Origin of the sequence: Kangiella sp. HZ709 (assembly GCF_009674675.1) — a bacterium.
Lineage (GTDB): Bacteria > Pseudomonadota > Gammaproteobacteria > Enterobacterales > Kangiellaceae > Kangiella.
In genome coordinates this window covers 482906-507043 of sequence record NZ_WKJC01000002.1, presented here as the reverse complement: position 1 = coordinate 507043, position 24138 = coordinate 482906, and the positions used below count along the sequence as shown (strand labels likewise).

General features: G+C 41.2%; 18 protein-coding genes, 5 tRNA genes and 1 rRNA gene. 23 read left to right on the top strand and 1 reads right to left on the bottom strand.

The window, feature by feature from the left end:
• The 4 genes from rrf (at position 1) to GJS41_RS11310 (ending at position 3879) form a co-directional block, all read left to right on the top strand.
• Positions 1 to 115 (top strand): 5S ribosomal RNA (gene rrf / locus GJS41_RS11325).
• A 111-nt stretch (positions 116 to 226) separates the two neighbouring features.
• Positions 227 to 793: a hypothetical protein gene (locus tag GJS41_RS11320; RefSeq protein WP_154247455.1), complete on the top strand. Its 567-nt coding sequence runs from the start codon at positions 227 to 229 to the stop codon at positions 791 to 793.
• A 144-nt stretch (positions 794 to 937) separates the two neighbouring features.
• Entirely contained in the window at positions 938 to 1996 is a 1059-nt protein-coding gene (locus GJS41_RS11315; RefSeq protein WP_154247454.1) for a hypothetical protein, read from the top strand.
• Positions 1984 to 3879 (top strand): M14 family zinc carboxypeptidase, encoded by a 1896-nt coding sequence (locus GJS41_RS11310; RefSeq protein WP_154247453.1) that lies wholly within the window; start codon positions 1984 to 1986, stop codon positions 3877 to 3879. Before GJS41_RS11315 ends, GJS41_RS11310 begins: the two co-directional genes overlap by 13 nt.
• An 83-nt stretch (positions 3880 to 3962) precedes the next feature.
• Here GJS41_RS11310 and GJS41_RS11305 read toward each other — a convergent pair whose 3' ends face one another.
• The gene (locus GJS41_RS11305; RefSeq protein WP_154247452.1) at positions 3963 to 5246 is read right to left on the bottom strand and encodes an amidohydrolase family protein; all 1284 of its coding nucleotides are present in this window, start codon (positions 5244 to 5246) and stop codon (positions 3963 to 3965) included.
• A 140-nt stretch (positions 5247 to 5386) separates the two neighbouring features.
• Between GJS41_RS11305 and murB the strand changes: the two genes are divergently transcribed.
• The 19 genes from murB (at position 5387) to rpsG (ending at position 24130) form a co-directional block, all read left to right on the top strand.
• Entirely contained in the window at positions 5387 to 6406 is a 1020-nt protein-coding gene (gene murB / locus GJS41_RS11300) for a UDP-N-acetylmuramate dehydrogenase (protein ID WP_370515708.1), read from the top strand.
• Positions 6407 to 6408: 2 nt separating this feature from the next.
• On the top strand, positions 6409 to 7386 hold the full coding sequence (gene birA, locus GJS41_RS11295) for a bifunctional biotin--[acetyl-CoA-carboxylase] ligase/biotin operon repressor BirA (protein WP_370515715.1): 978 nt from the start codon (positions 6409 to 6411) through the stop codon (positions 7384 to 7386).
• On the top strand, positions 7383 to 8198 hold the full coding sequence (locus tag GJS41_RS11290; protein ID WP_154247449.1) for a type III pantothenate kinase: 816 nt from the start codon (positions 7383 to 7385) through the stop codon (positions 8196 to 8198). The genes birA and GJS41_RS11290 overlap by 4 nt, the downstream gene beginning before the upstream one ends.
• 158 nt (positions 8199 to 8356) lie before the next feature.
• Positions 8357 to 8432: transfer RNA gene (locus tag GJS41_RS11285), tRNA-Thr, on the top strand.
• A gap of 147 nt (positions 8433 to 8579) precedes the next feature.
• A tRNA-Tyr gene (locus GJS41_RS11280) sits at positions 8580 to 8663 on the top strand.
• A gap of 121 nt (positions 8664 to 8784) precedes the next feature.
• Positions 8785 to 8858 (top strand) — tRNA-Gly (locus GJS41_RS11275).
• Positions 8859 to 8903: 45 nt separating this feature from the next.
• Positions 8904 to 8979 (top strand) — tRNA-Thr (locus GJS41_RS11270).
• Between the two features lie 132 nt (positions 8980 to 9111).
• On the top strand, positions 9112 to 10302 hold the full coding sequence (tuf, locus tag GJS41_RS11265) for an elongation factor Tu (protein ID WP_154247440.1): 1191 nt from the start codon (positions 9112 to 9114) through the stop codon (positions 10300 to 10302).
• A 179-nt stretch (positions 10303 to 10481) separates the two neighbouring features.
• Positions 10482 to 10557 (top strand) — tRNA-Trp (locus tag GJS41_RS11260).
• Between the two features lie 73 nt (positions 10558 to 10630).
• Entirely contained in the window at positions 10631 to 10999 is a 369-nt protein-coding gene (gene secE / locus GJS41_RS11255) for a preprotein translocase subunit SecE (protein ID WP_154247448.1), read from the top strand.
• Positions 11000 to 11033: 34 nt separating this feature from the next.
• Complete coding sequence (nusG, locus tag GJS41_RS11250) at positions 11034 to 11567, top strand: transcription termination/antitermination protein NusG (RefSeq protein ID WP_154247447.1); 534 nt, start codon at positions 11034 to 11036, stop codon at positions 11565 to 11567.
• A gap of 189 nt (positions 11568 to 11756) precedes the next feature.
• On the top strand, positions 11757 to 12185 hold the full coding sequence (rplK, locus tag GJS41_RS11245; RefSeq protein WP_154247446.1) for a 50S ribosomal protein L11: 429 nt from the start codon (positions 11757 to 11759) through the stop codon (positions 12183 to 12185).
• Between the two features lie 4 nt (positions 12186 to 12189).
• Entirely contained in the window at positions 12190 to 12885 is a 696-nt protein-coding gene (gene rplA, locus GJS41_RS11240; protein ID WP_154247445.1) for a 50S ribosomal protein L1, read from the top strand.
• 332 nt (positions 12886 to 13217) lie between these two features.
• A complete protein-coding gene (gene rplJ / locus GJS41_RS11235) occupies positions 13218 to 13745 on the top strand; it encodes a 50S ribosomal protein L10 (RefSeq protein WP_370515707.1) in 528 nt (175 codons plus the stop codon).
• 69 nt (positions 13746 to 13814) lie between these two features.
• On the top strand, positions 13815 to 14189 hold the full coding sequence (gene rplL / locus GJS41_RS11230) for a 50S ribosomal protein L7/L12 (RefSeq protein ID WP_154247444.1): 375 nt from the start codon (positions 13815 to 13817) through the stop codon (positions 14187 to 14189).
• A 209-nt stretch (positions 14190 to 14398) separates the two neighbouring features.
• Positions 14399 to 18469, top strand: a complete 4071-nt coding sequence (gene rpoB / locus GJS41_RS11225; RefSeq protein ID WP_154247443.1) for a DNA-directed RNA polymerase subunit beta — start codon at positions 14399 to 14401, stop codon at positions 18467 to 18469.
• A 114-nt stretch (positions 18470 to 18583) separates the two neighbouring features.
• Entirely contained in the window at positions 18584 to 22807 is a 4224-nt protein-coding gene (rpoC, locus tag GJS41_RS11220) for a DNA-directed RNA polymerase subunit beta' (protein WP_370515706.1), read from the top strand.
• Positions 22808 to 22980: 173 nt separating this feature from the next.
• Complete coding sequence (gene rpsL, locus GJS41_RS11215) at positions 22981 to 23352, top strand: 30S ribosomal protein S12 (protein ID WP_154247442.1); 372 nt, start codon at positions 22981 to 22983, stop codon at positions 23350 to 23352.
• Between the two features lie 304 nt (positions 23353 to 23656).
• Positions 23657 to 24130, top strand: a complete 474-nt coding sequence (gene rpsG / locus GJS41_RS11210; RefSeq protein ID WP_154247441.1) for a 30S ribosomal protein S7 — start codon at positions 23657 to 23659, stop codon at positions 24128 to 24130.
• The last annotated feature ends 8 nt before the right edge of the window (positions 24131 to 24138 follow it).

The following is a 24138-nucleotide window of genomic DNA, read 5'->3' as shown; positions in this document are numbered from 1 at the left end:
TTGGCGACCATAGAGAGTTGGAACCACCTGATCCCTTGCCGAACTCAGAAGTGAAACGACTCATCGCCGATGGTAGTGTGGGGCTTCCCCATGTGAGAGTAGGTCATCGCCAAGCGCTTATTTAAAACCCCGTTCGTAAGGACGGGGTTTTTTTATGCCTAAATGAAATAAATAGAAAAATAGTTTATGCTAATTTTGAAATACGTAACAATTTGGGGAATACATTATGTCTGTTTCAATTTTAGATTTATGGTTAGCAATTTTATTAGCAGGTTTTTTTTGTTGGATTGTCAGCGCTTTAATTCACATGTTCATCAAATACCACAATGCTGACTATAAAAAATTAGCCAACGAAGATGCAGTGTCTGATGTGATACGACAGGGAAGTCCTGCGCCTGGTCTATATCACTTACCACATTGTAATGATATGAATGAAATGGCAAAGCCTGAAATGCAAGAGCGATTTAAGAAAGGTCCAATTGCTATGATCAGTGTTTTTCCTAATGGTTTGCCGCCAATGGGAAAATTATTAATGCAGCAATTACTCTTTTTTATCTTTTCTTCCATGCTTATTGGGTATGTTGCATCTTTAGCTTTTCCAGTTGGGGCAGACTACATGCAAGTATTTCGGTTAGTAATGGCAGTAGCTTTTATTGCCTATGGTGTAGGTAATATTCCATATAGTGTTTGGTATGGACACCCTTGGTCAAATTGTATGAGATTTTTGATTGATGCAGCTATTTATGCAAGTGTGACCGCCGGTACTTTTGCTTGGTTATGGCCACAAGCCTAGACGTAACTTATTGAAAAATTGATTAAGCCGGTATTAGTCCGGCTTTTTTGTAACTAATCATTAATAAAATCCATCAATATATTTAATATGGTTTATATTTAAACAATATTTCTTGAATTTCAAGGACCAAACAAGGTGGTATTTATGAGTACTTATAGATTCATTGTTCTTTTGGTGACGATGGTATCAATTGATCATGCCATTGCAGATGCTCCCCTTTTAATGAAGGATATTTCAGCATCTCAACTTTATACTGATAAAGAGATCCAACAGCAAACAGCAATAGCTGATGCTAATCAAAAATCCCAATTAACCATTTTGCAACAAGAGTTTTTAACCTTTAAAAATATTAATCAACTCGATATTAAAAAACTCACCAAGCAAGATTTTGCTCTACTAGATAGTGCCATACAATATCAATCCAAAGCTTTTAAGAAGCACACTGAAGGGCCCTTGCCAATTGCTATTTTTGACATTGCCAGTGCTGCAAAATTTAAACTAAAGCAGCACCATGTTTGGCTTAAATCACAAACTTTAGAAAATTTATATCGCTCAGATTGGAGTGGCTTTAAAAAACGTTTCCTAGAATCAGAAGATGTCTTGTCAGTCAGTGAGCAAGCAGCAAAGTTAGAGTTAGTAAAAAAATTAACTACTAAAGAAACTTTGTTTTTAGCAGAGCAGTTAATGAATTCGCGTAGTTTTCAAGATCCTTTACTAATAGAAGTCATTCTTCAGTCAAAAAATATCGATTATTTAGGTTTACTTTTAAACAAATTACAAACCCCCATAGCTCATCAAATAATTAAGGAAAATATATCTCAGCTTGAAAAATCAAAGCAGGCAGAATTGTTAAAATCAGTAATAGAAAGCAATCAGTACTTAGCATCACAAGCATTAAATCAGTATGCAAAATTGCCCAACGGTTATCGCTCAAAGAGTTGGTTAGCCTCTAAGTTGAAAGACAAGCATTTAGGCGCCAGTGTGGCTATGGCTATAGCACAAAGCAACGATCCTCTAAGGTATGAGGAGCTATCCGCAATAGTGACTAATCAAAAATCTAAAAGAGTGGAAGTGGCTAATGCGTTACTTGCCTTAAGGTTTGCTAAAAATGAAGTGGCAGATGAGCATTTAAAAAAGTTAGTTGAAGGCAAATATATTCGCTTTGATGATATGCAACAGGAGGCTCAAAGATGGTTAAAATAATTAAGAAATCTGCCATAGCTTGCTTAGCAGCCTTATTACCTTTTAGCGTAAGTTCTGAGGTATTAACCTATACCGAAAATACCAACTCTAATACGCAAATTGCTTTTGGTTATCCCTTGCCTATTCCCATAGATTCTATGACAGCCGTTAATGGTTTTAGAAGCTATGAGTTTTTAAAGGCGCATCATGAATCACTTGCAATGCTGAATCCTGAAATGACTTCAATTCAAGTGGGCACTACTCATAATAATCGAGAAATTATTGCCTACCAATTTGGAGATGCAAACAATGTAGACTCTGATGGACTAATTGAACCAGCCTTTTTAATCAATGGCACTATTCACGCACGTGAATGGCAAAGTCCGGAAGTTGTTACAGAATTGATAGAGCAAATTCTAGAACGAAAAACTGATGAATCAATGGTTCAGTACTTGTTAGAAAACACGAATATAGTTATTTTGCCTGTTCTGAATGTGGATGGTTTTCTTCAAACCCAGCGTTACCCTATCAATGTGACTAATTCACCGGGTACGACAGCGTCCTCAAGTCAGAGTGAAAAGTTTGCACAGCCACGTGATGGCCGTATGCGTAGAAAGAATATGCCGAATGTTGATGAAGTCTTATCGACAGAGACTGACCGTTTTAATGGTGTCGATCTCAATCGAAATTCATTTCATTTCTTTGGTGTGCAAGAGGGTAATAACGATCCTTTAAGTTTAATTTATGGCGGAACCAATCCTTTTTCAGAGCCAGAAACTCAAGCTTTACTCGAAGCGGCAAAGCTAGGCCCTGAATCTGAATTAAGGTTTTATCAAGATACGCATTCTTTTTCGAGAGTCTTATTTGTGCCACAACCAAATAACGCGCGATTAAATACCATTACACAAAATATAGCCACACGTTTTCAAAATGCCACTATTAGCCAGGGAGCTAATTACTTTCCTGTAATTGATGATGTTGGTGTTGGTATTGCAACCACCGCAGATTATTTTGCCTATGAACATTTAATACCGACTTGGACTTTAGAAATAGAACCGCCGCAAGGATTCCAGGGTGAGCCAAATGGCGGTGCGTTTTACGGTGGAACTGGCGCTAGCCATTCTGGTTTTGTGTCACCAGATTCGGCGATCGCAAGGATTCGAGATCAGCTTGCACCAGCACAGTTATTGATGTTTTATCATCAAGCAGGGCCTGCTTATGTAAAATCCATTCGAATAGCGGATGCAAATGGTCAAGTGGTTTATGCCGCCGACTGGCAGACTAATGGTAATACTCGAAGTTTGAATATTTTAACTGATCAAAATCTAAATGGCGGTGAGCAGTATCAATTATGGGTTCAATTTTCAAAACCAATGCGCTGGCGTAACAATGGAGCTTTGATGCAATACCCAGGTCAGTCAGTGACTTTGAGCCCTAGTTTGAGTTTCACAGGAAATGCAAATGGCAGCTTCAATCGCAACATTTCAACTGGTGCTTCGAATTGGCAAGATCAATCAGGCGGTGAGTTAACTGGTTTTGCTAATTACAGGGATGATGCGCTGTTAGTAAGCTTTACTATGCCTGCCAATGTTAATGTTAGCTCAACATCGGGCACAACCAACTTCAATTTAAATATTTCCGTTCAAGATTTTGCTGGTTTAGATATTGATGCAAATCCCGCTACGGTTGTTGATTGGGCGAATGGCTCTTGGAGTGGTTTAGAAAATACCAACGGTACCCTTGGAGATATCGGCGGTACTGATAGTTCCTATCAAATCAAAGTCGCAAACTCTAGCCTAACCTTATCTACCGGAGGTAACTCTTCTGGCGGAGGTGGCGGCTCTGTACCTTGGCTAATTTTATTGGTGTTAGGTTTAGTCCGTTTAAAAAGAAAGAGTCGTTAATAATAAATTACCAAAATACATTCTCTAAAATAGGTAAAGGGCTCCAAATGAGCCCTTTATCTAAATTGCGCAATGCGAATACTTTACTTCTTGATAACTTCACCATCTTTCATAACAAAAGATACATTCTGAAGAGTTTTAATATCTTCTAGCGGGTTACTATCCACAGCAATAATATCCGCAAGCTTACCAATTTCTATAGAGCCAACTTGTTGTTCGATATCTAAAAGCTTTGCAGTGGTTATAGTTGCACTTCTAATGGCTTCAATTTCAGGCATTCCTACTTCTACCATGTATTCAAATTCTTTAGCGTTATCGCCATGTGCAGAAACGCCGCTGTCGGTCCCAAAGGCGATAGCTACTCCTGCTTTGTAAGCTTTGGCAAAGGTTTGTTGAATTTGAGGACCTACGGCACGTGCTTTAGGACGAACAATATCAGGAAAGAAGCCATCGATTTCAGCTTTTTCGGCTACAAACTTTCCAGCAAGAATTGTAGGTACATAATAGGTTTTATTTTTTTTCATGGCTTTGATGACATCTTTATCCATGTAGGTGCCATGTTCTATCGTGGTGATCCCGGCATTGACGGCTCGTAACATACCTTCCTTGCCATGAGCGTGCGCAGCTACGTGCATACCATAATCGTTAGCGGTATCAATCACTGCTTTGACCTCATCATCAGTGAATTGCGGATTTTGTCCGCTTTTCGCAAGACTTAAGACGCCACCGGTTGCAGTGATTTTAATAAAATCAGCGCCTTCTTTATAGCGCTGCCTAACTGCTTTCTTGGCATCTTCAACGCTATTAACCACGCCTTCTTTAGGGCCAGGGTTACCCATCAATGTCGCATTAGTGCCATTAGTAGGATCGGCATGACCACCTGTAGTTGCTAGGGATTTCCCGGCAGAAAAAATTCTAGGGCCTTGAACCCAGCCTTGGTTGATGGCATTGCGCAAGGCAATAGTGACGTTATAGGAATCACCAGGATTCCGCACAGTAGTAAAGCCGGCCTTTAACGTTCTCATTGCATATTCTTGAGAACGGAAAGCTAGATCAGCTTCATTCAAAGTAAAGTTTTCAACGTAAGCTTTCGGACTCATTTCACCATCCAGGTGTACATGCATATCCATCAAGCCAGGCAGGCAAGTTTTATCGTTTAAAGAAATCACGTTAACAGCTTGTTGTGGCGCAGAGGACTGAATTTGGGTGATTTTTTTATCTTGGATTTGAATCCACTGATTTGACTCGATTTTGCCGGATTTAACATCCAATAATTGTCCGCAGTTTAGCCACTGTTCATTGGCGACAGAATTAGCGCTAACGCTTATTGCTAGTGTCGCTAAAGGCAGCAAATATTTTTTATTCATTAGGTGCTCCGTATATGGTGAATAACAGAAATAACTGATTTCAAGGGATAATTCAATTGTTAATTTAAAGATATACTAATTCAAAAGCCTTTTGTTACAATAACTTATCTTTTATTAAGTTATTGATTAAACGGTTAACTGTGTCGAAAACAGCATTAAAAAAATTCAATAGTTTTGGCATAGAGGCCAGTTGCGATAGCTTTACCACTTTTAAATCCGAAGCTGAGTTATCCAACTGGTTAGCTGAGAATAAAAAAAATCCCAATAAAGTGTTTGTTATTGGCGGTGGCTCGAACCTTTTATTGATTGGGCATATTCCTTTAGAATTTATTCATGCTGATATTCAGGGCATTTCTTATCAAGACAATGGTAATGACGTTTTGGTCAAAGCTGGAGCAGGAGTTAATTGGCATCAATTGGTTTTAGAAACGTTAGATAAAGGTTATTTCGGATTAGAGAATTTATCATTAATTCCAGGCAATGTTGGGGCGGCACCTATCCAAAATATTGGCGCCTATGGCGTTGAGCTGAAAGATATCTTTGTGGAATTGGATGCAGTGGAAATAGCAACCGGCGATAGAATAACCTTTAGTCATCAAGAGTGCGACTTCGCCTATCGCTATAGTATCTTTAAAGGTAGTTTAAAAGGCCAATATATAATTACTTCAGTAACGCTAAAATTATCGAAACTAGCTGACTTAAAATTAGACTACGGGCCTATTCGTAAAGTTTTAACTGAAGCTAATAAAGAAACCTTAAGTCCAAAAGATGTCAGTGATGCTGTTATAAAAATTCGCTCGAGTAAGCTGCCGGATCCTAATGAGCTTGGCAATGCAGGTTCTTTTTTCAAAAATCCAATTGTGACAACAGAAAAATACGCTTTGTTGAAAGAAACTTTTCCAGAGTTGGTTGCATTTAAAGTAGATGACAATCGCTACAAAGTTGCTGCAGGCTGGTTAATCGAGCAAGCGGGTTTAAAAGGCTACCGCTTGGGTGATGCTGGCGTGCATAAGCAACAAGCTCTAGTGTTGGTAAATTATGGTGATGCTAGCGGTAAAGATATTCTAAATTTAGCCAGGCATGTATCGAAAGTGGTTTTAGAAAAATTTACGGTGACTATCGAGCCGGAAGTGTGGATTTTAGGTGAGGCCACTTGGTAGTTGTGAATTCGCAAACCGCGCACAAAGAACAACAACTATCGCAAATCATTCAATTGCTGAGTGATGGTCAGTGTCATTCAGGACAGAAGCTTGCTGAAGAACTTGAGGTTAGTCGGGCTTATGTCTGGAAGCTGATCCAGCAACTACAAGAGTATGGTTTAGAATTAGAATCAGTTTCGGGTAAAGGTTATCTTTGGCAGAGCCCTTCGGCTTTATTGGATAGCAAAAAATTTATAATGGCATTAGGTGCTTTAAATATAAGTCATGAATATGACTTCTTGATGGATTCAACCAATCAAAGGTTAAAAGAAAAATTTAAAGATAAGCATTTAGTCATTACCGAATATCAGACTGCTGGTCGCGGGCGTAGAGGGCGTAATTGGCAATCACCATTAGCTACTAATCTATACTTTTCTTATGGTTGGAAAACTGAGCAGCCTGTGCAACAGTTAGGGGGATTAAGTTTAGTAGTCGGCATTTCGATTGTTGAAGCTTTGGATATTATGGGCTTTGAGAAATTACAATTGAAATGGCCAAACGATGTTCGTGTAGAACAACAAAAGTTAGCCGGCATTTTGGTAGAGCTTACAGGTGATGCTGCAGGTGATTTAGAAGTTATTATTGGCATTGGTCTCAATGTTAATATGCAATCACAGCAAGAAACTATCGAACAGGAGTGGACAAGCCTTGCTAATCTCAGCGGTCGTTCGATTGATAGGCAGGCGATTTTAGTGTTTGTCCTAAAACAATTACAAATTAATTTAAAGCTGTTTGAGCAAGAAGGTTTTGCCGCATTCCAACAAAGTTGGAACCAGTACGATGAATCTTTTAATAAAAGAGTAGAGGTCCACCAATCTAATGGTGTCTTGCATGGTACCGCTAAAGGAGTTAATAAATCTGGAGCATTACTATTGGAATACAATAATGAGATAAAGCCTATTTTTGCCGGTGAAGTGAGCTTAAAGGTGGAGGCTTCATGAGTTGGGTGTTAATGGACATTGGTAATAGTCGTTGCAAACTGGTGATAACGTCAGAGGATCGATATCAAGTCCTAGGGAAAAGAGATTGGGATAATCAAGAGTTTGCAGAGACGCATTGGTTGCAGAATTTATCTTTGATGGAACAGCGTCACACTGATATTCAAGCCATTCTCATTGCTAGTGTTGCTAGCGATGAGATTAAAGATAAGATAAAAACTTTTTGCCAAGAAGTGTTTTCCATAACACCTGAGTTTTTAGTTTCCAGAGATTTATATGCATCTGCCAAAAAAGATTTAACTAATAGCTATGATAAGCCTAAGGCGCTAGGAGTGGATCGTTGGTTGGCGATGGTCGCTGGGCTTGAAAGACAAATCGGAAGTGACACTGCAAATCAACCATTTGCAGTGTTCGATGCTGGTACTGCTATAACTTTGGATATGGTTGATAAAGAAGGGCGCCATCTTGGTGGCCATATAGTGCCCGGCATTCACCTGATGCAAAAAAGTTTATTTGGGGATACTGGTAAAATTGCTTACGGAGCCAAACTCGATTTTGAACCAGCTGATAGCAGTCAATGGCTAGGCCAGAATAGCCTTCAAGCTGTTGAGCTTGGCACTTATCAAGCCGCGGCAGGTTATTTGCAGGTTTGCTTGGAGCAGCTGGTAGCAAAGTATCAAGTGAAAAAGTTGTACGTTTGCGGTGGTGATGGCGCTGGCTTAATGGCAAAAGTTGCCCTACCTGAAGAATTGGATTGGCAAGACTGCCCTGAGTTGGTGTTTGAAGGTTTGTATTATCAGCATTTAAATGGCTAAAAAGAGGTCTTTTGCCCATATAAATTCAGCTTTTTTGAAATTAATAAAAGAAACCTAAAAAAATTAGTAAAAAAGCATTGCCAAACCAAAATGAGATCGCTAAAATTCCCGCCACTTAACGCAATGGTGCTTTAGCAATAATTAGCCATTGAAGTTACGCCGACTTAGCTCAGTAGGTAGAGCAACTGACTTGTAATCAGTAGGTCGCCAGTTCGATTCCGGCAGTCGGCACCATTATTCTTTAAAATGCTTAGGACGGCGTTTTATAAAAGGTGCAAGTTAAGTTCTCCCATAGCTATTGATAGCTGAGAATGACTTGCATTTTTTTTCACAAATTGGCATGATGCGCGCTCACTTGAGCAGGCGTTCTGCACAAGTCCTGGAGGGGTTCCCGAGCGGCCAAAGGGATCAGACTGTAAATCTGACGCGAAAGCTTCGCTGGTTCGAATCCAGCCCCCTCCACCATTTTTCAATCAAGCGTATTTAATAAAGTACGATTGATTAACAGAGTCGATTAGACTCAATATCGCATTCATGACCTGACTGGCACTGGCCTCTCAGGTCTTTTGAATGAAACAAAGGATTTGCGGGTATAGTTCAATGGTAGAACGTCAGCCTTCCAAGCTGAACATGCGGGTTCGATTCCCGCTACCCGCTCCAAATTAAGTGCCGCTCTATCTAAAGTGGCTAATTGAGAAAGATTTTGCCGATATAGCTCAGTTGGTAGAGCGCACCCTTGGTAAGGGTGAGGTCAGCAGTTCGAATCTGCTTATTGGCACCAGTTTTAATTGTTCGCATGGGCGACAATTAAATTTAAGGGTGCAGGGCGTCAGTTTCTTTTCGGAAGCACATGACCCCGGTAGACACCCGTTTTAACGAGAAACTTAAAACGCGGATAATCCGGAGGCTTAAGATGGCTAAAGAAAAATTTGAACGTAATAAACCGCACGTTAATGTTGGTACAATTGGCCACGTTGACCACGGTAAAACAACTTTAACAGCAGCGATTTGTACAGTGTTATCAAAAGTATATGGCGGCGACGCACGAGCTTTTGACGAGATTGACAACGCTCCAGAAGAGAAAGAGCGTGGTATCACGATTTCGACTTCACACGTTGAGTATGAAACTCCAAACCGTCACTACGCGCACGTAGACTGCCCAGGTCACGCGGATTATGTAAAGAACATGATTACTGGTGCTGCTCAAATGGACGGCGCTATCTTAGTATGTTCAGCAGCTGACGGCCCTATGCCACAAACTCGTGAGCACATCTTGTTATCACGTCAGGTTGGTGTACCAAAAATCATCGTATTCTTGAACAAGTGCGACATGGTAGATGACGAAGAGTTATTAGAGTTAGTTGAAATGGAAATCGTAGAGTTATTAGATCAATACGAATTCCCAGGTGACGAGACTCCAATCATCCGTGGTTCAGCTTTGAAAGCTTTAGAAGGCGACCAAAGTGATATCGGCGAAGCAGCGATTGTAAAGTTAGGCGAAGCTTTAGATACTTACATTCCAGAGCCAGAGCGTGTAACGGACAAGCCATTCTTGTTACCGATTGAAGACGTATTCTCAATCTCAGGTCGTGGTACAGTAGTAACAGGCCGTGTAGAGACCGGTATCGTAAAAGTTGGTGAAGAGATTGAAATCGTAGGTATCAAGGAAACTACTACTACTACTGTTACAGGTGTAGAGATGTTCCGTAAGTTACTAGACCAAGGTGAAGCTGGTGATAACGTAGGTGTTTTATTACGTGGTACTAAACGTGATGAAGTAGAGCGTGGTCAAGTATTGGCTCACAAAGGTACGATTAATCCTCACACTAAGTTTGAGTCAGAGGTTTACGTATTATCTAAAGATGAAGGTGGTCGTCATACTCCATTCTTCAAAGGTTACCGTCCACAGTTCTACTTCCGTACAACTGACGTGACTGGTGCTGTTGAGTTACCAGAAGGTGTTGAGATGGTAATGCCAGGCGATAACATCAAGATGGTTGTGACTTTGATCAACCCAATCGCGATGGACGAAGGCTTACGTTTCGCAATCCGTGAAGGTGGCCGTACAGTAGGTGCTGGTGTTGTTGCTAAGATCTTTGAATAAGATCGGGTATATTGAATAATTATTAAATAATTCAATTAGTTAGCAATATCAAGAATGCACTTCTAATAAAAAACAACAGTTTTTTAAGATAGAAGATTGCAATTCAAAAAAGGCAGGGTATAATTCCCTGCCTTATTTTTCCAATAGCAGGAGTATTTTGCTGCTTTTGGATGAGTTTTAGGCCACTAGTTCAATTGGTAGAGCGTCGGTCTCCAAAACCGAATGTTGGGGGTTCGAGTCCCTCGTGGCCTGCCATTTTTTTATGCTGTTAGCATAGACTTGGCACTGTAAGTCAAGCCTAAGAGGCTGAAATTAAAAGGTTTATTGAATGAGCGCACAAGCGACAGAAGAAAAATCAATGCTAGATAGCGTTAAATGGTTAGTAGCTATTGCCCTGTTAATCGGTGGCATAGTTGGCTTTAATCATTTTTCTGAGCAACCGACTTACTTACGTACATTAATGGTACTAGGTGGTTTGGTGTTAGCTATTGCGGTAGTAATGACTACGGCAAAAGGCAAAAGCTTATGGCAATTTATTAAAGAATCGCGCACAGAATTACGTAAAGTAATTTGGCCTACATCTAATGAAACTGTAAGAACTACTATCGCAGTTTTATTTATGGTTATCTTACTGGGCTTGTTCTTGTGGGGTTTTGACTCATTAGTGGTTTGGGTTGTTGACCCAATCATTGGTTAGCCCTTACTTTTAGGGTTTAAGTTTAGGAGTTAGCATGGCGTTACGTTGGTATGTAGTACAAGCTTTTTCAGGCTACGAAAATAAGGTTAAAACCATGTTGGAAGAGCGTATCCAATTGGCTGGCCTTCAAGAGTTTTTCGGCGAAGTACTAGTTCCAACTGAAGAAGTTGTTGAAATGCGTGCGGGCCAAAAACGCCGTAGTGAACGTAAGTTCTTTCCAGGTTATGTATTAGTTAGCATGGAAATGACGGAAGAGGCTTGGCAAGTGGTGCGTAATACTCCACGTGTTATGGGTTTCATCGGCGGTACTTCAGACCGTCCAGCGCCAATCTCACAAAGAGAAGCGGATACTATCTTAAATAGAATAGAAGATAGTGGCGATAAGCCTAAACCAAAAACATTGTTCGAGCCAGGCGAAATGGTTCGAGTTACAGATGGTCCGTTTGCGGACTTTAACGGTGTCGTAGAGTCAGTAAACTACGAGAAGAGCCGTTTGCAAGTTTCAGTCTCTATCTTTGGCCGTTCGACTCCTGTAGAATTGGAGTTTAGCCAGGTAGAAAAAGGCTAGTAGCCAAAGGGTTAATAACTTTAAAGCTGAAACAGTTAAAAGCCAGTTTAAGGTCTTTTAACAAACAAAATTTAGAATAAAGCATTTCTCTGTCAAACGATTGTTTAAACGGGGAAGTGCTTTTATGACTTTGTAAAACGGGGAGCTGAAAGTGTTTTTCAGCGTTTGAACCCACATTTGAGGTGTAACATGGCTAAGAAAGTCGAAGCTTATATTAAGCTACAAGTAGCAGCTGGTTCTGCTAACCCTTCGCCACCAGTTGGTCCTGCATTAGGTCAACACGGTGTTAATATCATGGAGTTCTGTAAAGCGTTCAACGCACAGACTGAAAAAGTAGAGAAAGGTCTTCCTATTCCAGTAGTTATTACTGTGTATAGTGATCGTAGCTTTACTTTCATCACTAAAACTCCACCAGCATCAACTTTGATCAAGAAAGCTTTGAACCTGAAATCAGGTTCAGGTGAGCCGAACAAGAAAAAAGTTGGCAAGATCACTCGCGCCCAGTTGGAAGAAATTGCCAACATGAAAGAGCCAGATTTGACGGCTGCTGATATGGACGCTGCGGTAAACACAATCGCTGGAACAGCACGCTCAATGGGCGTAGACGTAGAGGGTTAATATCATGGCTAAAATTTCAAAGCGCATGCGCGCAATTAGCGAAAAAGTTGCTGGTCGTACTAATCTTCCAGTAAATGAAGCTATCGATTTAATTAAAGAAGTTTCAAGCGTTAAGTTCAGCGAGTCAGTAGAAGTGGCTGTGAACTTAGGCGTTGACCCACGTAAATCTGATCAGGTTGTTCGTGGTGCTACAGTTCTTCCAAACGGTACTGGTAAAGACGTTCGTGTTGCAGTATTTACTAACAATGCGGATGCAGCGAAAGAAGCTGGCGCTGACGTTGTAGGTATGGATGACTTAGCTGAAGAAGTTAAAAAAGGTAACTTGGATTTTGACGTAGTAATTGCTAGTCCAGACGCAATGCGCGTGGTAGGTCAATTAGGTCAAATCTTAGGGCCTCGTGGTCTTATGCCAAACCCTAAAGTTGGCACGGTAACTCCAGATGTTGCAACAGCAGTTAAAAATGCTAAAGCGGGTCAGGTTCAATACCGTACTGACAAGAACGGTATCGTTCACGCGGGTATTGGCAAAGTAGATTTCGCAACTGAAGCATTGGTAGAAAACTTAAGTACTTTATTAAAAGCACTTAACAAAGGTAAGCCAAGCTCAGCAAAAGGTACTTATATGAAGAAGATTTCAGTTTCTTCTACTATGGGTCCTGGTCTTTCAGTTGATGCGTCAACTATCGATTTAAAAGACTAAAAAATTCACTGGGCTGTTTTGGCAGCTTAGTTATTGGCTTTGGGTTTCCTGGGTTGTTTATGCATTTCAGGGAACCGTCAAAGACCGTGGGCACTGACGAGTCGGGTATTTGTTTTTTGAAATATCAGAAAATAAAGTTCCTTTATGAGGAATACGATGAGTTGGTTTAATAAGAGTTCGCTCTAACCTGCGCAGATGGTGAAACCTTGATGATGCTTAATCGCAGAATCGTTCACCGTAACTCAAAGGATAAAGTTTGGCTTGCCGGCTTTATCAAAATGTAACTCAAGTAGAGGTGAACAACCAAAACTTGAATAAACGGAGGTGAACTAGTGGCACTTAGACTTGAAGGCAAAAAAGCTATCGTTAGCGAAGTAAACACTATCGCTCAAGATGCGCTTTCAGCCGTAGTAGCTGAGTACCGCGGTTTAACAGTTGAAGACATGACTGCTCTACGTGTTAAAGCACGTGAAGCAAATGTTTATGTACGTGTTATTCGTAACACATTAGCACGTCGCGCTGTTGAAGATACCGAGTTCGCTTGTATGCAAGAAGCATTAACTGGTCAGTTAGTTTATGCATTCTCTATCGATGCACCTGGTGCAGCGGCGCGTCTTTTTAAAGACTTCGCAAAAGAGAATGACAAGCTAGCAGTAACTGGTGTCGCCATTGGTGGTGAAATGTTTGGTGCGGAGCGTTTAGACGCTATTGCAGCATTACCAACCAAAGACGAAGCTATTGCATCCTTGATGATGGTTATGAACGGACCTATCACGAAACTTGCGCGTACTTTGAACGAAGTACCAAGCAAGATCACTCGTGTTATGGCTGCAGTTCGCGATCAGAAAGAAGCGGCTTAATACTTTTAATAGTACTGTTAACCGTAGTTAATTTTTTAATTTTATTTTTGAAACCCAGGAGAGACTAAAATGGCTCTATCTAAAGATGATTTATTAAACGCTATTGCTGAAATGAGCGTTATGGAAGTAGTTGAACTAGTTGAAGCTATGGAAGAAAAATTTGGTGTATCTGCTGCAGCTGCTGTTGCTGTTGCTGGTCCAGCTGCTGGTGGCGGTGAAGCTGCTGCTGAGCAAACTGAGTTTGACGTAGTAATGAAAAGCTTTGGCGCAAACAAAGTAGCTGTAATTAAAGCTATCCGCGGCATCACTGGTCTTGGCTTGAAAGAAGCTAAAGACATGGTTGAAGGCGCTCCTGTTGCTGTTAAAGAAGGCGTTGAGAAAGCAGAAGCTGAAGACGTTAAGAAGCAATTGGAAGAAGCTGGCGCTGAAGTTGAAGTTAAGTAATATCGATTTATTACTTGCTTACACTTAAGTAGCAAATAGCTCAAATGGCTGGTGACTTTGTCACCGGCCTTTTTGCCGTTAAACGGCAGCTGAGTTTTCATAGGAAAACTGAGTAACGATGATTGGTTTTAGAGGATGAGCTCTCAATATAAACCTAACATCAATACGAATTCAAAATTGGTCAAAAGTTAGTGAACCGAGGAACCCAAATGGCATATTCTTACACTGAGAAAAAGCGAATCCGTAAGGATTTCGGTCGTCGTTCAAATACTCTCGATGTGCCTTATCTGTTGGCAATCCAGAAAGATTCTTACCGTGAATTTATTGAGCAAAAGAAAGGCTCTGATGAATCAGGTTTGGATGCAGCCTTTAAATCTATATTCCCAATTGAAAGTTATTCTGGCAACGCAGCTCTAGAATTTGTGAGCTATCGTTTAGGCGAGCCAGTATTCAATGTTAAGGAATGTCAGATCCGTGGCGTAACATATGCAGCGCCGCTTCGCGTGACAATTCGCTTGGTAATCTATGATAAAGATTCTAAAACCAAGAAAGTAAAAGATATCCGCGAACAAGAAGTTTATATGGGCGAATTACCGTTGATGACAGACAATGGTACATTCGTTATTAACGGTACCGAACGTGTAATCGTTTCTCAATTACACCGTTCTCCAGGTGTCTTCTTCGATTCAGACCGTGGTAAAACTCACAGCTCTGGTAAATTATTGTATCAAGCTCGTGTCATTCCTTACCGTGGTTCATGGTTAGACTTTGAATTCGATCCAAAAGATATGCTTTACGTACGAATTGACCGTCGTCGTAAATTACCATCATCAATTATCTTGCGCGCTTTAGAATATAGCACGCAAGACATGCTTGATTTATTCTTCGAGCGTGACACCTTCTTTGTGACTAAGAAAGGTGATATTCAATTAGAATTAATTCCAGCACGTTTACGTGGTGAGACTGCAACTTTTGATATTAAAGCAAAATCAAAAGTAGTGGTTGAAGAAGGTCGTCGTATTACTCCTCGTCACATTAAAGCACTTGAGACTGCTGGCGTGAAAAAACTAGACGTACCTGCTGACTATATTTTAGAGAGAGCTTTAGCCGCAGACTTAATTGATAAAGAATCTGGTGAAATTATTGCTCAAGCCAATACCGAAATTACGGAAGAGTTGCTAGCAACCATTGTTGAAGCTGGCGTTACTGAAATTCCAACACTTTATACTAATGACTTGGATCGCGGTCCATACATGTCGGATACTTTGCGTATTGATCCATCAACAACAGCTTTAGAAGCTAAAGTTGAAATCTATCGCATGATGCGTCCGGGTGAGCCACCAACGCAAGAAGCTGCAGAAGGTTTGTTTGAAAACTTATTCTTTAACGGCGAGCGTTATGATCTATCACGTGTTGGTCGTATGAAGTTCAACCGTCGTGTTGGTCGTGACGAGATTGAAGGCTCTGGTATTTTATCGAACGAAGATATTATTGATGTAATGAAAACATTGATTGATATTCGTAATGGTAAAGGTACGGTTGATGATATCGATCACTTAGGTAACCGTCGTATCCGTTCTGTTGGCGAAATGGCTGAAAACCAATTCCGTGTTGGTTTAGTTCGTGTAGAGCGCGCAGTAAAAGAGCGTTTATCACAAGCTGAAAGTGAAAACTTGATGCCTCAAGAATTAATTAATGCCAAGCCAGTATCGGCAGCGGTTAAAGAATTCTTCGGTTCAAGCCAATTATCCCAATTTATGGATCAAAACAATCCATTATCAGAAATCACGCACAAGCGTCGTGTTTCTGCATTAGGACCTGGTGGTTTGACTCGTGAGCGCGCTGGCTTTGAGGTTCGTGACGTTCACCCTACTCACTATGGTCGTGTATGCCCGATTGAAACACCGGAAGGTCCAAACATTGGTTTGATTAATTCCCTGTCTTGTTACGCGCGTACTAACGAATATGGTTTCTTAGAAACTCCGTATCGCCGCGTTGTAAAAGGTAAGGCAACTGCGGATGTTGATTACTTATCCGCAATTGATGAAGGTAAATTCGTTATTGCACAGGCCAATGCTGAATTAGATAAGAAAGGTAACTTCGTTGAAGAATTAGTACCTTCACGTCAATTAGGAGAATTTATCTTAGCAACGCCTGATCAAGTTGAATATATGGATGTATCGCCACAGCAAATCGTTTCGGTTGCTGCGTCGATGATTCCATTCCTTGAACACGATGATGCGAACCGTGCATTGATGGGTTCAAACATGCAACGTCAAGCAGTACCAACGTTACGTGCTGAAAAGCCATTAGTGGGTACTGGTATGGAACGTACAGTTGCTGTGGATTCAGGTGTAGTGGTTGCCGCGAAACGTGGCGGTGTGGTTGATCAAGTTGATGCCAGCCGCGTTGTTATTCGTGTGAATGAAGAAGAAGTTGGCGAGAACGACTCTGGTGTTGATATTTATAACTTCACTAAGTACACGCGTTCTAACCAAAATACTTGTATTAACCAACGTCCAATCGTTAAACAAGGCGATATGATTGCTCGTGGTGATGTATTAGCCGATGGCCCTTCTACCGATTTAGGTGAGTTGGCATTAGGTCAAAATATGCGCGTAGCATTTATGCCTTGGAATGGTTATAACTTCGAGGATTCGATCTTAATCTCAGAGAATGTAGTTCAAGAAGATCGCTTCACCAGTATTCATATTCAAGAATTAACTTGTGTATCTCGTGATACCAAATTAGGTTCAGAAGAAATTACTGCGGATATTCCTAACGTTGGCGAGAGTGCCTTAAGTAAACTTGATGAGTCAGGTATTGTTTACATCGGTGCCGAAGTTAAACCAGGCGATATTTTAGTTGGTAAGGTGACACCAAAAGGTGAAACCCAATTAACTCCAGAAGAAAAACTTCTAAGAGCCATTTTTGGTGAGAAAGCTTCTGACGTTAAAGATACATCTTTACGTGTTGGCACTTCGACTTTTGGTACGGTAATTGACGTTCAAGTCTTTACCCGTGACGGCGTTGAAAAAGATGCTCGTGCAAAAGATATCGAAAATGAAGAAGTGGCTCGCGCTAAGAAAGATATTAATGATGAGTTCCGTATCTTAACGGATAACATCCATCAGCGTGCTCGTAACTTGGTTTCCGGTTGTGTTGCGGAAAAAGGTCCTAACAAGTTGAAGAAAGGCAGTAAAGTGACTGCTGATTACTTAGCTGAGTTAGAGCCGGCGCAAGTATTAGAAATTCAATTACGTGTTGATGAAAAACAACAGCAGCTTGAAAATTTGGCAAACTTTATTGTTGAGCAAAAGAAAGTTTATGACCAAAAGTTTGAAGCGCAAAAATTAAAGATTACCCAAGGTGATGAATTACAACCTGGCGTACAAAAAATCGTTAAAGTTTATTTAGCGGTTAAACGTCGTATTCAACCGGGTGATAAGATGGCAGGTCGTCACGGTAACAAAGGTGTTATTTCAAACATCGTACCGGTAGAAGATATGCCATATGACGAAAATGGTGTTCCAGTGGATATCGTATTAAATCCGCTAGGTGTACCGTCTCGTATGAACATTGGTCAGGTATTAGAAACTCACTTAGGCTGGGCAGCAACAGGCGTTGGTCTTAAAATTGGTGAACTTCTAGATACTGGTAAAGCGCCGAAAACAGTCCGTGCTTTCTTGAACAAAGTCTATAACCATCGCGATCAAAAAGAAGTTGATTTAGCTGAGTTATCAGATGAAGAAGTTATGAACATGGCTTCTAATTTGCGTAAAGGTGTCCCAATGGGTACGCCGGTATTTGATGGCGCGAAAGAATCTGATATTCATGCGATGTTTGATTTAGCGGAATTACCGAAATCAGGCCAGACTTGGTTGTATGACGGTCGTACAGGTGACCAATTTGAGCGTCCGGTAACGGTAGGTTACATGTACATGCTTAAGTTGAACCACTTAGTGGATGACAAGATGCATGCTCGTTCAACGGGTTCGTACAGTTTAGTTACCCAACAGCCACTGGGCGGTAAAGCTCAGTTTGGTGGTCAGCGTTTCGGTGAGATGGAAGTATGGGCACTGGAAGCATACGGTGCTGCTTATACCTTGCAAGAAATGCTTACGGTTAAGTCGGATGATGTTAATGGTCGTACTCGTATGTACAAAAACATTGTCGATGGTGATCACCGTATGGAGCCAGGTATGCCTGAGTCGTTCAACGTATTGACTAAGGAAATCCGCTCATTAGCGATTAACATTGAGTTAGAGCACGAAGAGTAATACTTCACCTGTCGTGCTTTTTACCCGAGTTAGTAATTAGCATGGCAAAAGAGACTCCTTTAATTTTATTAAAAATTTAAAGGAAAAGGTTTAACTCCTACTTGGAGAGAGATTGTGAAAGATTTATTAAATTTTATTAAGCAACAAAATCAGTCTGAAGAGTTTGATGCGATCCGCATTGGTTTGGCATCGCCAGATCAAATTCGCTCATGGTCATATGGTGAAGTAAAAAAACCAGAGACGATTAACTATCGTACTTTCAAGCCAGAAAGAGATGGTTTGTTCTGTGCCAAAATTTTTGGACCAGTAAAAGACTATGAATGTTTATGTGGCAAATATAAGCGCTTAAAGCATCGCGGTATTATCTGTGAGAAATGTGGCGTTGAAGTGACTTTAACTAAAGTTCGTCGTGAGCGTATGGGTCACATCGATTTAGCTTGTCCAGTTGCCCACATTTGGTTCTTAAAATCATTACCTAGTCGTATTGGTATGCTACTTGATATGACTTTACGTGACATTGAGCGCGTATTGTATTTCGAAGCATTCGTAGTGACTGATCCAGGTATGACGACTTTAGAAACAGGTCAATTATTAAGTGAAGAAGCTTACTTAGATTCTTTAGAAGAGTTTGGTGATGACTTTGAAGCTAAGATGGGTGCGGAAGCAGTTTCTGCTTTATTAGATCATATTGATTTACAAGAAGAAGCAACGCGAATTCGTGAAGAAGATATTCCAGGTACTAATTCTGAAACTAAATTGAAGAAGCTATCGAAGCGCCTGAAATTATTAGAAGCTTTCTTAGAGTCTGGTAATGATCCTCAGTGGATGATCATGACAATCTTGCCAGTTCTTCCACCAGATTTACGTCCTTTGGTACCACTAGATGGCGGTCGCTTTGCAACTTCGGATCTGAACGATTTATACCGTCGTGTAATTAACCGTAACAACCGTTTAAAGCGTCTATTAGATCTTAATGCTCCTGACATTATCGTGCGTAACGAAAAGCGTATGTTACAAGAGTCAGTTGATGCCTTGTTAGATAATGGTCGTCGTGGTCGTGCAATTACCGGTTCTAACAAGCGTCCATTGAAATCTTTGGCAGACATGATCAAAGGTAAACAAGGTCGTTTCCGCCAGAACTTATTAGGTAAGCGTGTTGATTACTCGGGTCGTTCGGTAATCGTTGTTGGTCCTACTTTGAAATTACATCAATGTGGTCTTCCTAAGAAGATGGCATTGGAGTTATTTAAGCCATTCATTTACAGCAAGCTAGAAGGTCGTGGTTTAGCAACGACAATTAAAGCAGCTAAGAAAATGGTTGAGCGCGAAGAGCCAATCGTGTGGGATATTCTTGAAGAAGTTATCCGTGAGCACCCAGTAATGCTAAACCGTGCACCTACTCTTCACAGATTAGGTCTGCAAGCTTTTGAGCCAGTGTTGATTGAAGGTAAAGCGATTCAGTTACACCCATTAGTGTGTGTGGCCTTTAACGCCGACTTCGATGGTGACCAAATGGCGGTACACGTACCGTTAACTATCGAAGCGCAATTAGAAGCCCGTGCTTTAATGATGTCGACAAATAACATCTTATCACCAGCAAACGGTGAGCCGATTATAGTTCCAACGCAGGACGTTGTATTAGGTTTATATTACTTGACGCGTGAGCGTATCAACGCGAAAGGTGAAGGCATGACCTTCACTGACGCTGATGAAGTTCAGCGTGCTTATGCCAATGGAGTTGTAGATTTACACGCGAAAGTGAAAGTTCGTTTACCTATCGTACATTTTGACGAAGACGGTGAGCGTACTGATACGATTGAATTATTGGATACCACAGTCGGTCGTTCATTACTTTGGGGCATCGTTCCTGATGGCATTAGCTTTGAGTTAGTGAATCAAGCTATGACTAAGAAAGCGATCTCTAAATTGGTAAACACTTGTTACCGTGAGCGCGGTTTGAAAGCAACGGTAATTTTTGCTGACCAATTAATGTATACCGGCTTCTCTTATGCAACTCGTTCTGGTGCTTCGGTGGGTATCGAAGATATGCAAATTCCAGAGATTAAAGCAGAAATTATTGATTCAGCCGAAAAAGAAGTTGCTGAAATTCAAGAGCAGTTTAATTCTGGTTTAGTAACTCAAGGTGAGCGCTACAATAAAGTAGTTGATATCTGGTCTCATACCAATGAGAAAGTTGCGAAAGCGATGATGGATAACATCGGTACTGAAGAAGTGACCGATAAAGAAGGTAACACTTCTCGTGAACCATCATTCAACTCAATCTTTATGATGGCGGACTCAGGTGCTCGTGGTAGTGCGGCGCAGATTCGTCAGCTAGCCGGTATGCGTGGTTTGATGGCAAAACCAGATGGCTCGATTATCGAAATGCCAATTAAGGCGAACTTCCGAGAAGGTCTTGATGTGTCTCAGTACTTCATCTCGACTCACGGTGCTCGTAAAGGTTTGGCCGATACCGCATTAAAGACAGCAAACTCAGGTTACTTAACTCGTCGATTAGTTGATGTAGCGCAAGACATGGTAATTACTACCGAAGATTGTGGTACTGACGATGGTCTTATCATGACACCATTAATTGAAGGTGGTGATGTTGTTGAGCCATTACGCGAGCGAGTTTTAGGCCGTGTTGTTGCAGAACATATTTATATTCCAGGCACCGATGATGTATTAGCAGAAGCTGGCACTTTATTGGATGAGAAGTGGGTAGATATTTTAGAGAAGCACTCAGTAGATGAAGTTCGAGTCCGCTCTGTTATTACTTGTGATACTCGTACTGGTGTTTGTGCGGCTTGTTATGGTCGTGACCTAGCACGTGGTCATATCATCAACCAAGGTGAGGCAGTTGGTGTAATCGCTGCTCAATCGATCGGTGAACCAGGTACTCAGTTAACGATGCGTACTTTCCACATCGGTGGTGCGGCATCTAGAGCATCTGCTGAGAACAATGTACAAATTAAAAATAACGGTGAGTTGCGTCTTAAGAATGCAAAAACTGTTGAAAAGAAAGACGGCAAGCTAGTGATCGTTTCGCGTTCAGCTGAATTGAATGTGATTGATGAGTTTGGTCGTGAGCGTGAGCGTTATAAAGTTCCTTACGGTGCGGTATTAAGCGCAGCCGAAGGTTCGCAAGCAACTGGTGGTGACATTGTTGCTAACTGGGATCCGCACACTCACCCAATCATTGCTGAGCTTGGCGGTAAAATCCAATTCGTGGATATGCTTGAAGGTGTAAACATTGAGCGTCAGACAGATGAGTTAACCGGTTTGAGTTCGATTGTTATCACTGAAAACAAGCAGCGTTCAGGCTCTAAATCATCAGATGTTAAGCCTGCGATTAAATTAGTGGATAAGAAAGGTAAAGAATTACACATCCCTGGTACTGATGTTCCAGCCGTTTATTTCTTACCAACTAATGCTATCGTTAACCTTGAAGATGGCTCTGAAGTGAATATCGGTGATGCAATTGCCCGTATTCCACAAGAGAGTTCGAAAACCAAGGATATTACTGGTGGTCTTCCACGTGTTGCTGATTTATTTGAAGCTCGTAAACCAAAAGAGTCTGCTATTTTGGCAGAAATCTCAGGTACTGTGAGCTTTGGTAAAGAAACTAAAGGTAAGCGTCGCTTAGTCATTACTCCTCAAGACGGCAGCGATACTTACGAAGAGTTAATCCCAAAATGGCGTCATCTAAACGTCTTTGAAGGTGAGAAAGTTGAAAAGGGTGAGGTTGTCTCTGATGGCGCTGATAACCCTCATGACATTCTTCGCTTGAAAGGGGTTACTGAACTTGCACGTTACATTGTGAACGAAGTGCAAGAAGTTTATCGTCTGCAAGGTGTAGGCATTAACGATAAGCACATCGAGGTTGTGATCCGCCAGATGTTGCGTAAGTGTATCGTGACTAATCCAGGAGATTCGCGCTTATTGAAAGGCGATCAAATGGAAGTGGTTCGAGTGCTTGAAGAGAACGATAAGTTAAACGAATCGGGTAAAGAGTCAGTTGAATTTGAGCGCGTGCTAATGGGTATTACTAAAGCATCGCTTGCAACTGAGTCATTTATCTCGGCGGCATCTTTCCAAGAAACTACTCGTGTACTTACCGAGGCGGCTGTCAACGGTAAAATGGACGACTTACGTGGCTTGAAAGAAAATGTGATTGTTGGTCGTTTGATCCCAGCTGGTACTGGTTTGAGCTATCACCAAGAGCGTCGCCAAAAACGTGCGGCAGTATCAGTAGAAGATGCTGGTCCATCTGCCGACGAAGTGGAACAAGCTTTATCGGAAGAGCTAAGCTCAATCGAAGAAGCAACCGAGGAATAAGGTTAAATTCAAGCGTTCAATTGATTAGCTTTTGATCAATAGTTGAGCGCTTGACTTATCTCTTTGACCTCATTAGAATAGCGCGCCCTAGACCTAGGACAGTGAATTTAAGTCCTATTGGGCGCATGAATTAGCGTTTTTTATGCAAACAACGAATATTAGAGACAGAATTAATGGCTACTATTAATCAGCTAGTAAGAAAACCTCGCGTAAAGCAGGTTAAAAAGACGACTACTCCAGCTTTGGAAGCATGTCCACAAAAGCGTGGCGTATGTACTCGTGTTTACACGACTACTCCAAAGAAACCAAACTCAGCACTACGTAAAGTAGCGCGTGTTCGTCTAACCAACGGTTTTGAAGTTACTTCATACATCGGTGGTGAAGGTCACAACCTTCAAGAGCACAGTGTTGTAATGATCCGTGGCGGTCGTGTAAAAGATTTGCCAGGTGTACGTTATCACTGTGTACGCGGTACTTTAGATTTGGCTGGTGTTAAAGATCGTAAACAAGGTCGTTCTAAGTACGGTGCAAAAAGACCAAAGTAAAATTCCTATTGCGTCGTTAATTGAGTTTTTGCTTCGGCAATTCGTTGGCTATAGCCAACTTCACCTCGCAAAGAACTCAATTGCCTAGCACTAGAAATTTTGAAGTGTCGGTTAATTTTAGAATTAATACGATGCACGCTTTAATGTTCTTGTCATAGAGCTGAAACATTAAAGTATTACAATTTGAGATATAGAGAGTAGTCGGTTTCATGCCGGCTATTTCGCTATGTGAGTAAGGCTGGATAAGGTCCGTAACTACTTATTCCAGATCATCCTGAAGTTACACATGCATGAGGTAAATGACATGCCAAGAAGACGTGTTGTCGCGAAACGCGAGATCCTACCTGATCCTAAGTTTGGTTCAGAAATGTTAGCTAAGTTCATCAACATCTTAATGCTTGACGGTAAAAAGTCAGTTGCAGAAAGAATCGTTTATGGTGCGCTTGATATTATGGTTGAAAAGAAAGCTGGTGAAGAGCCTGTTGAATTGTTCGAACAAGGTTTAGAGAAAATCCGCCCGATGGTGGAAGTGAAGTCTCGCCGTGTTGGTGGCTCAACTTACCAGGTACCAGTAGAAGTACGTCCTGCTCGTCAAACTGCGCTTGCTATGCGTTGGTTAGTTGAAGCAGCTCGTAAACGTAGTGAAAAATCTATGCGTGAGCGTTTAGCTGGCGAAGTTTTAGATTCACTAGAAGGTCGCGGTTCTGCGGTTAAGAAGCGTGAAGACGTTCACCGCATGGCAGAAGCGAACAAAGCATTCTCTCACTACCGTTGGTAACCCAAGGA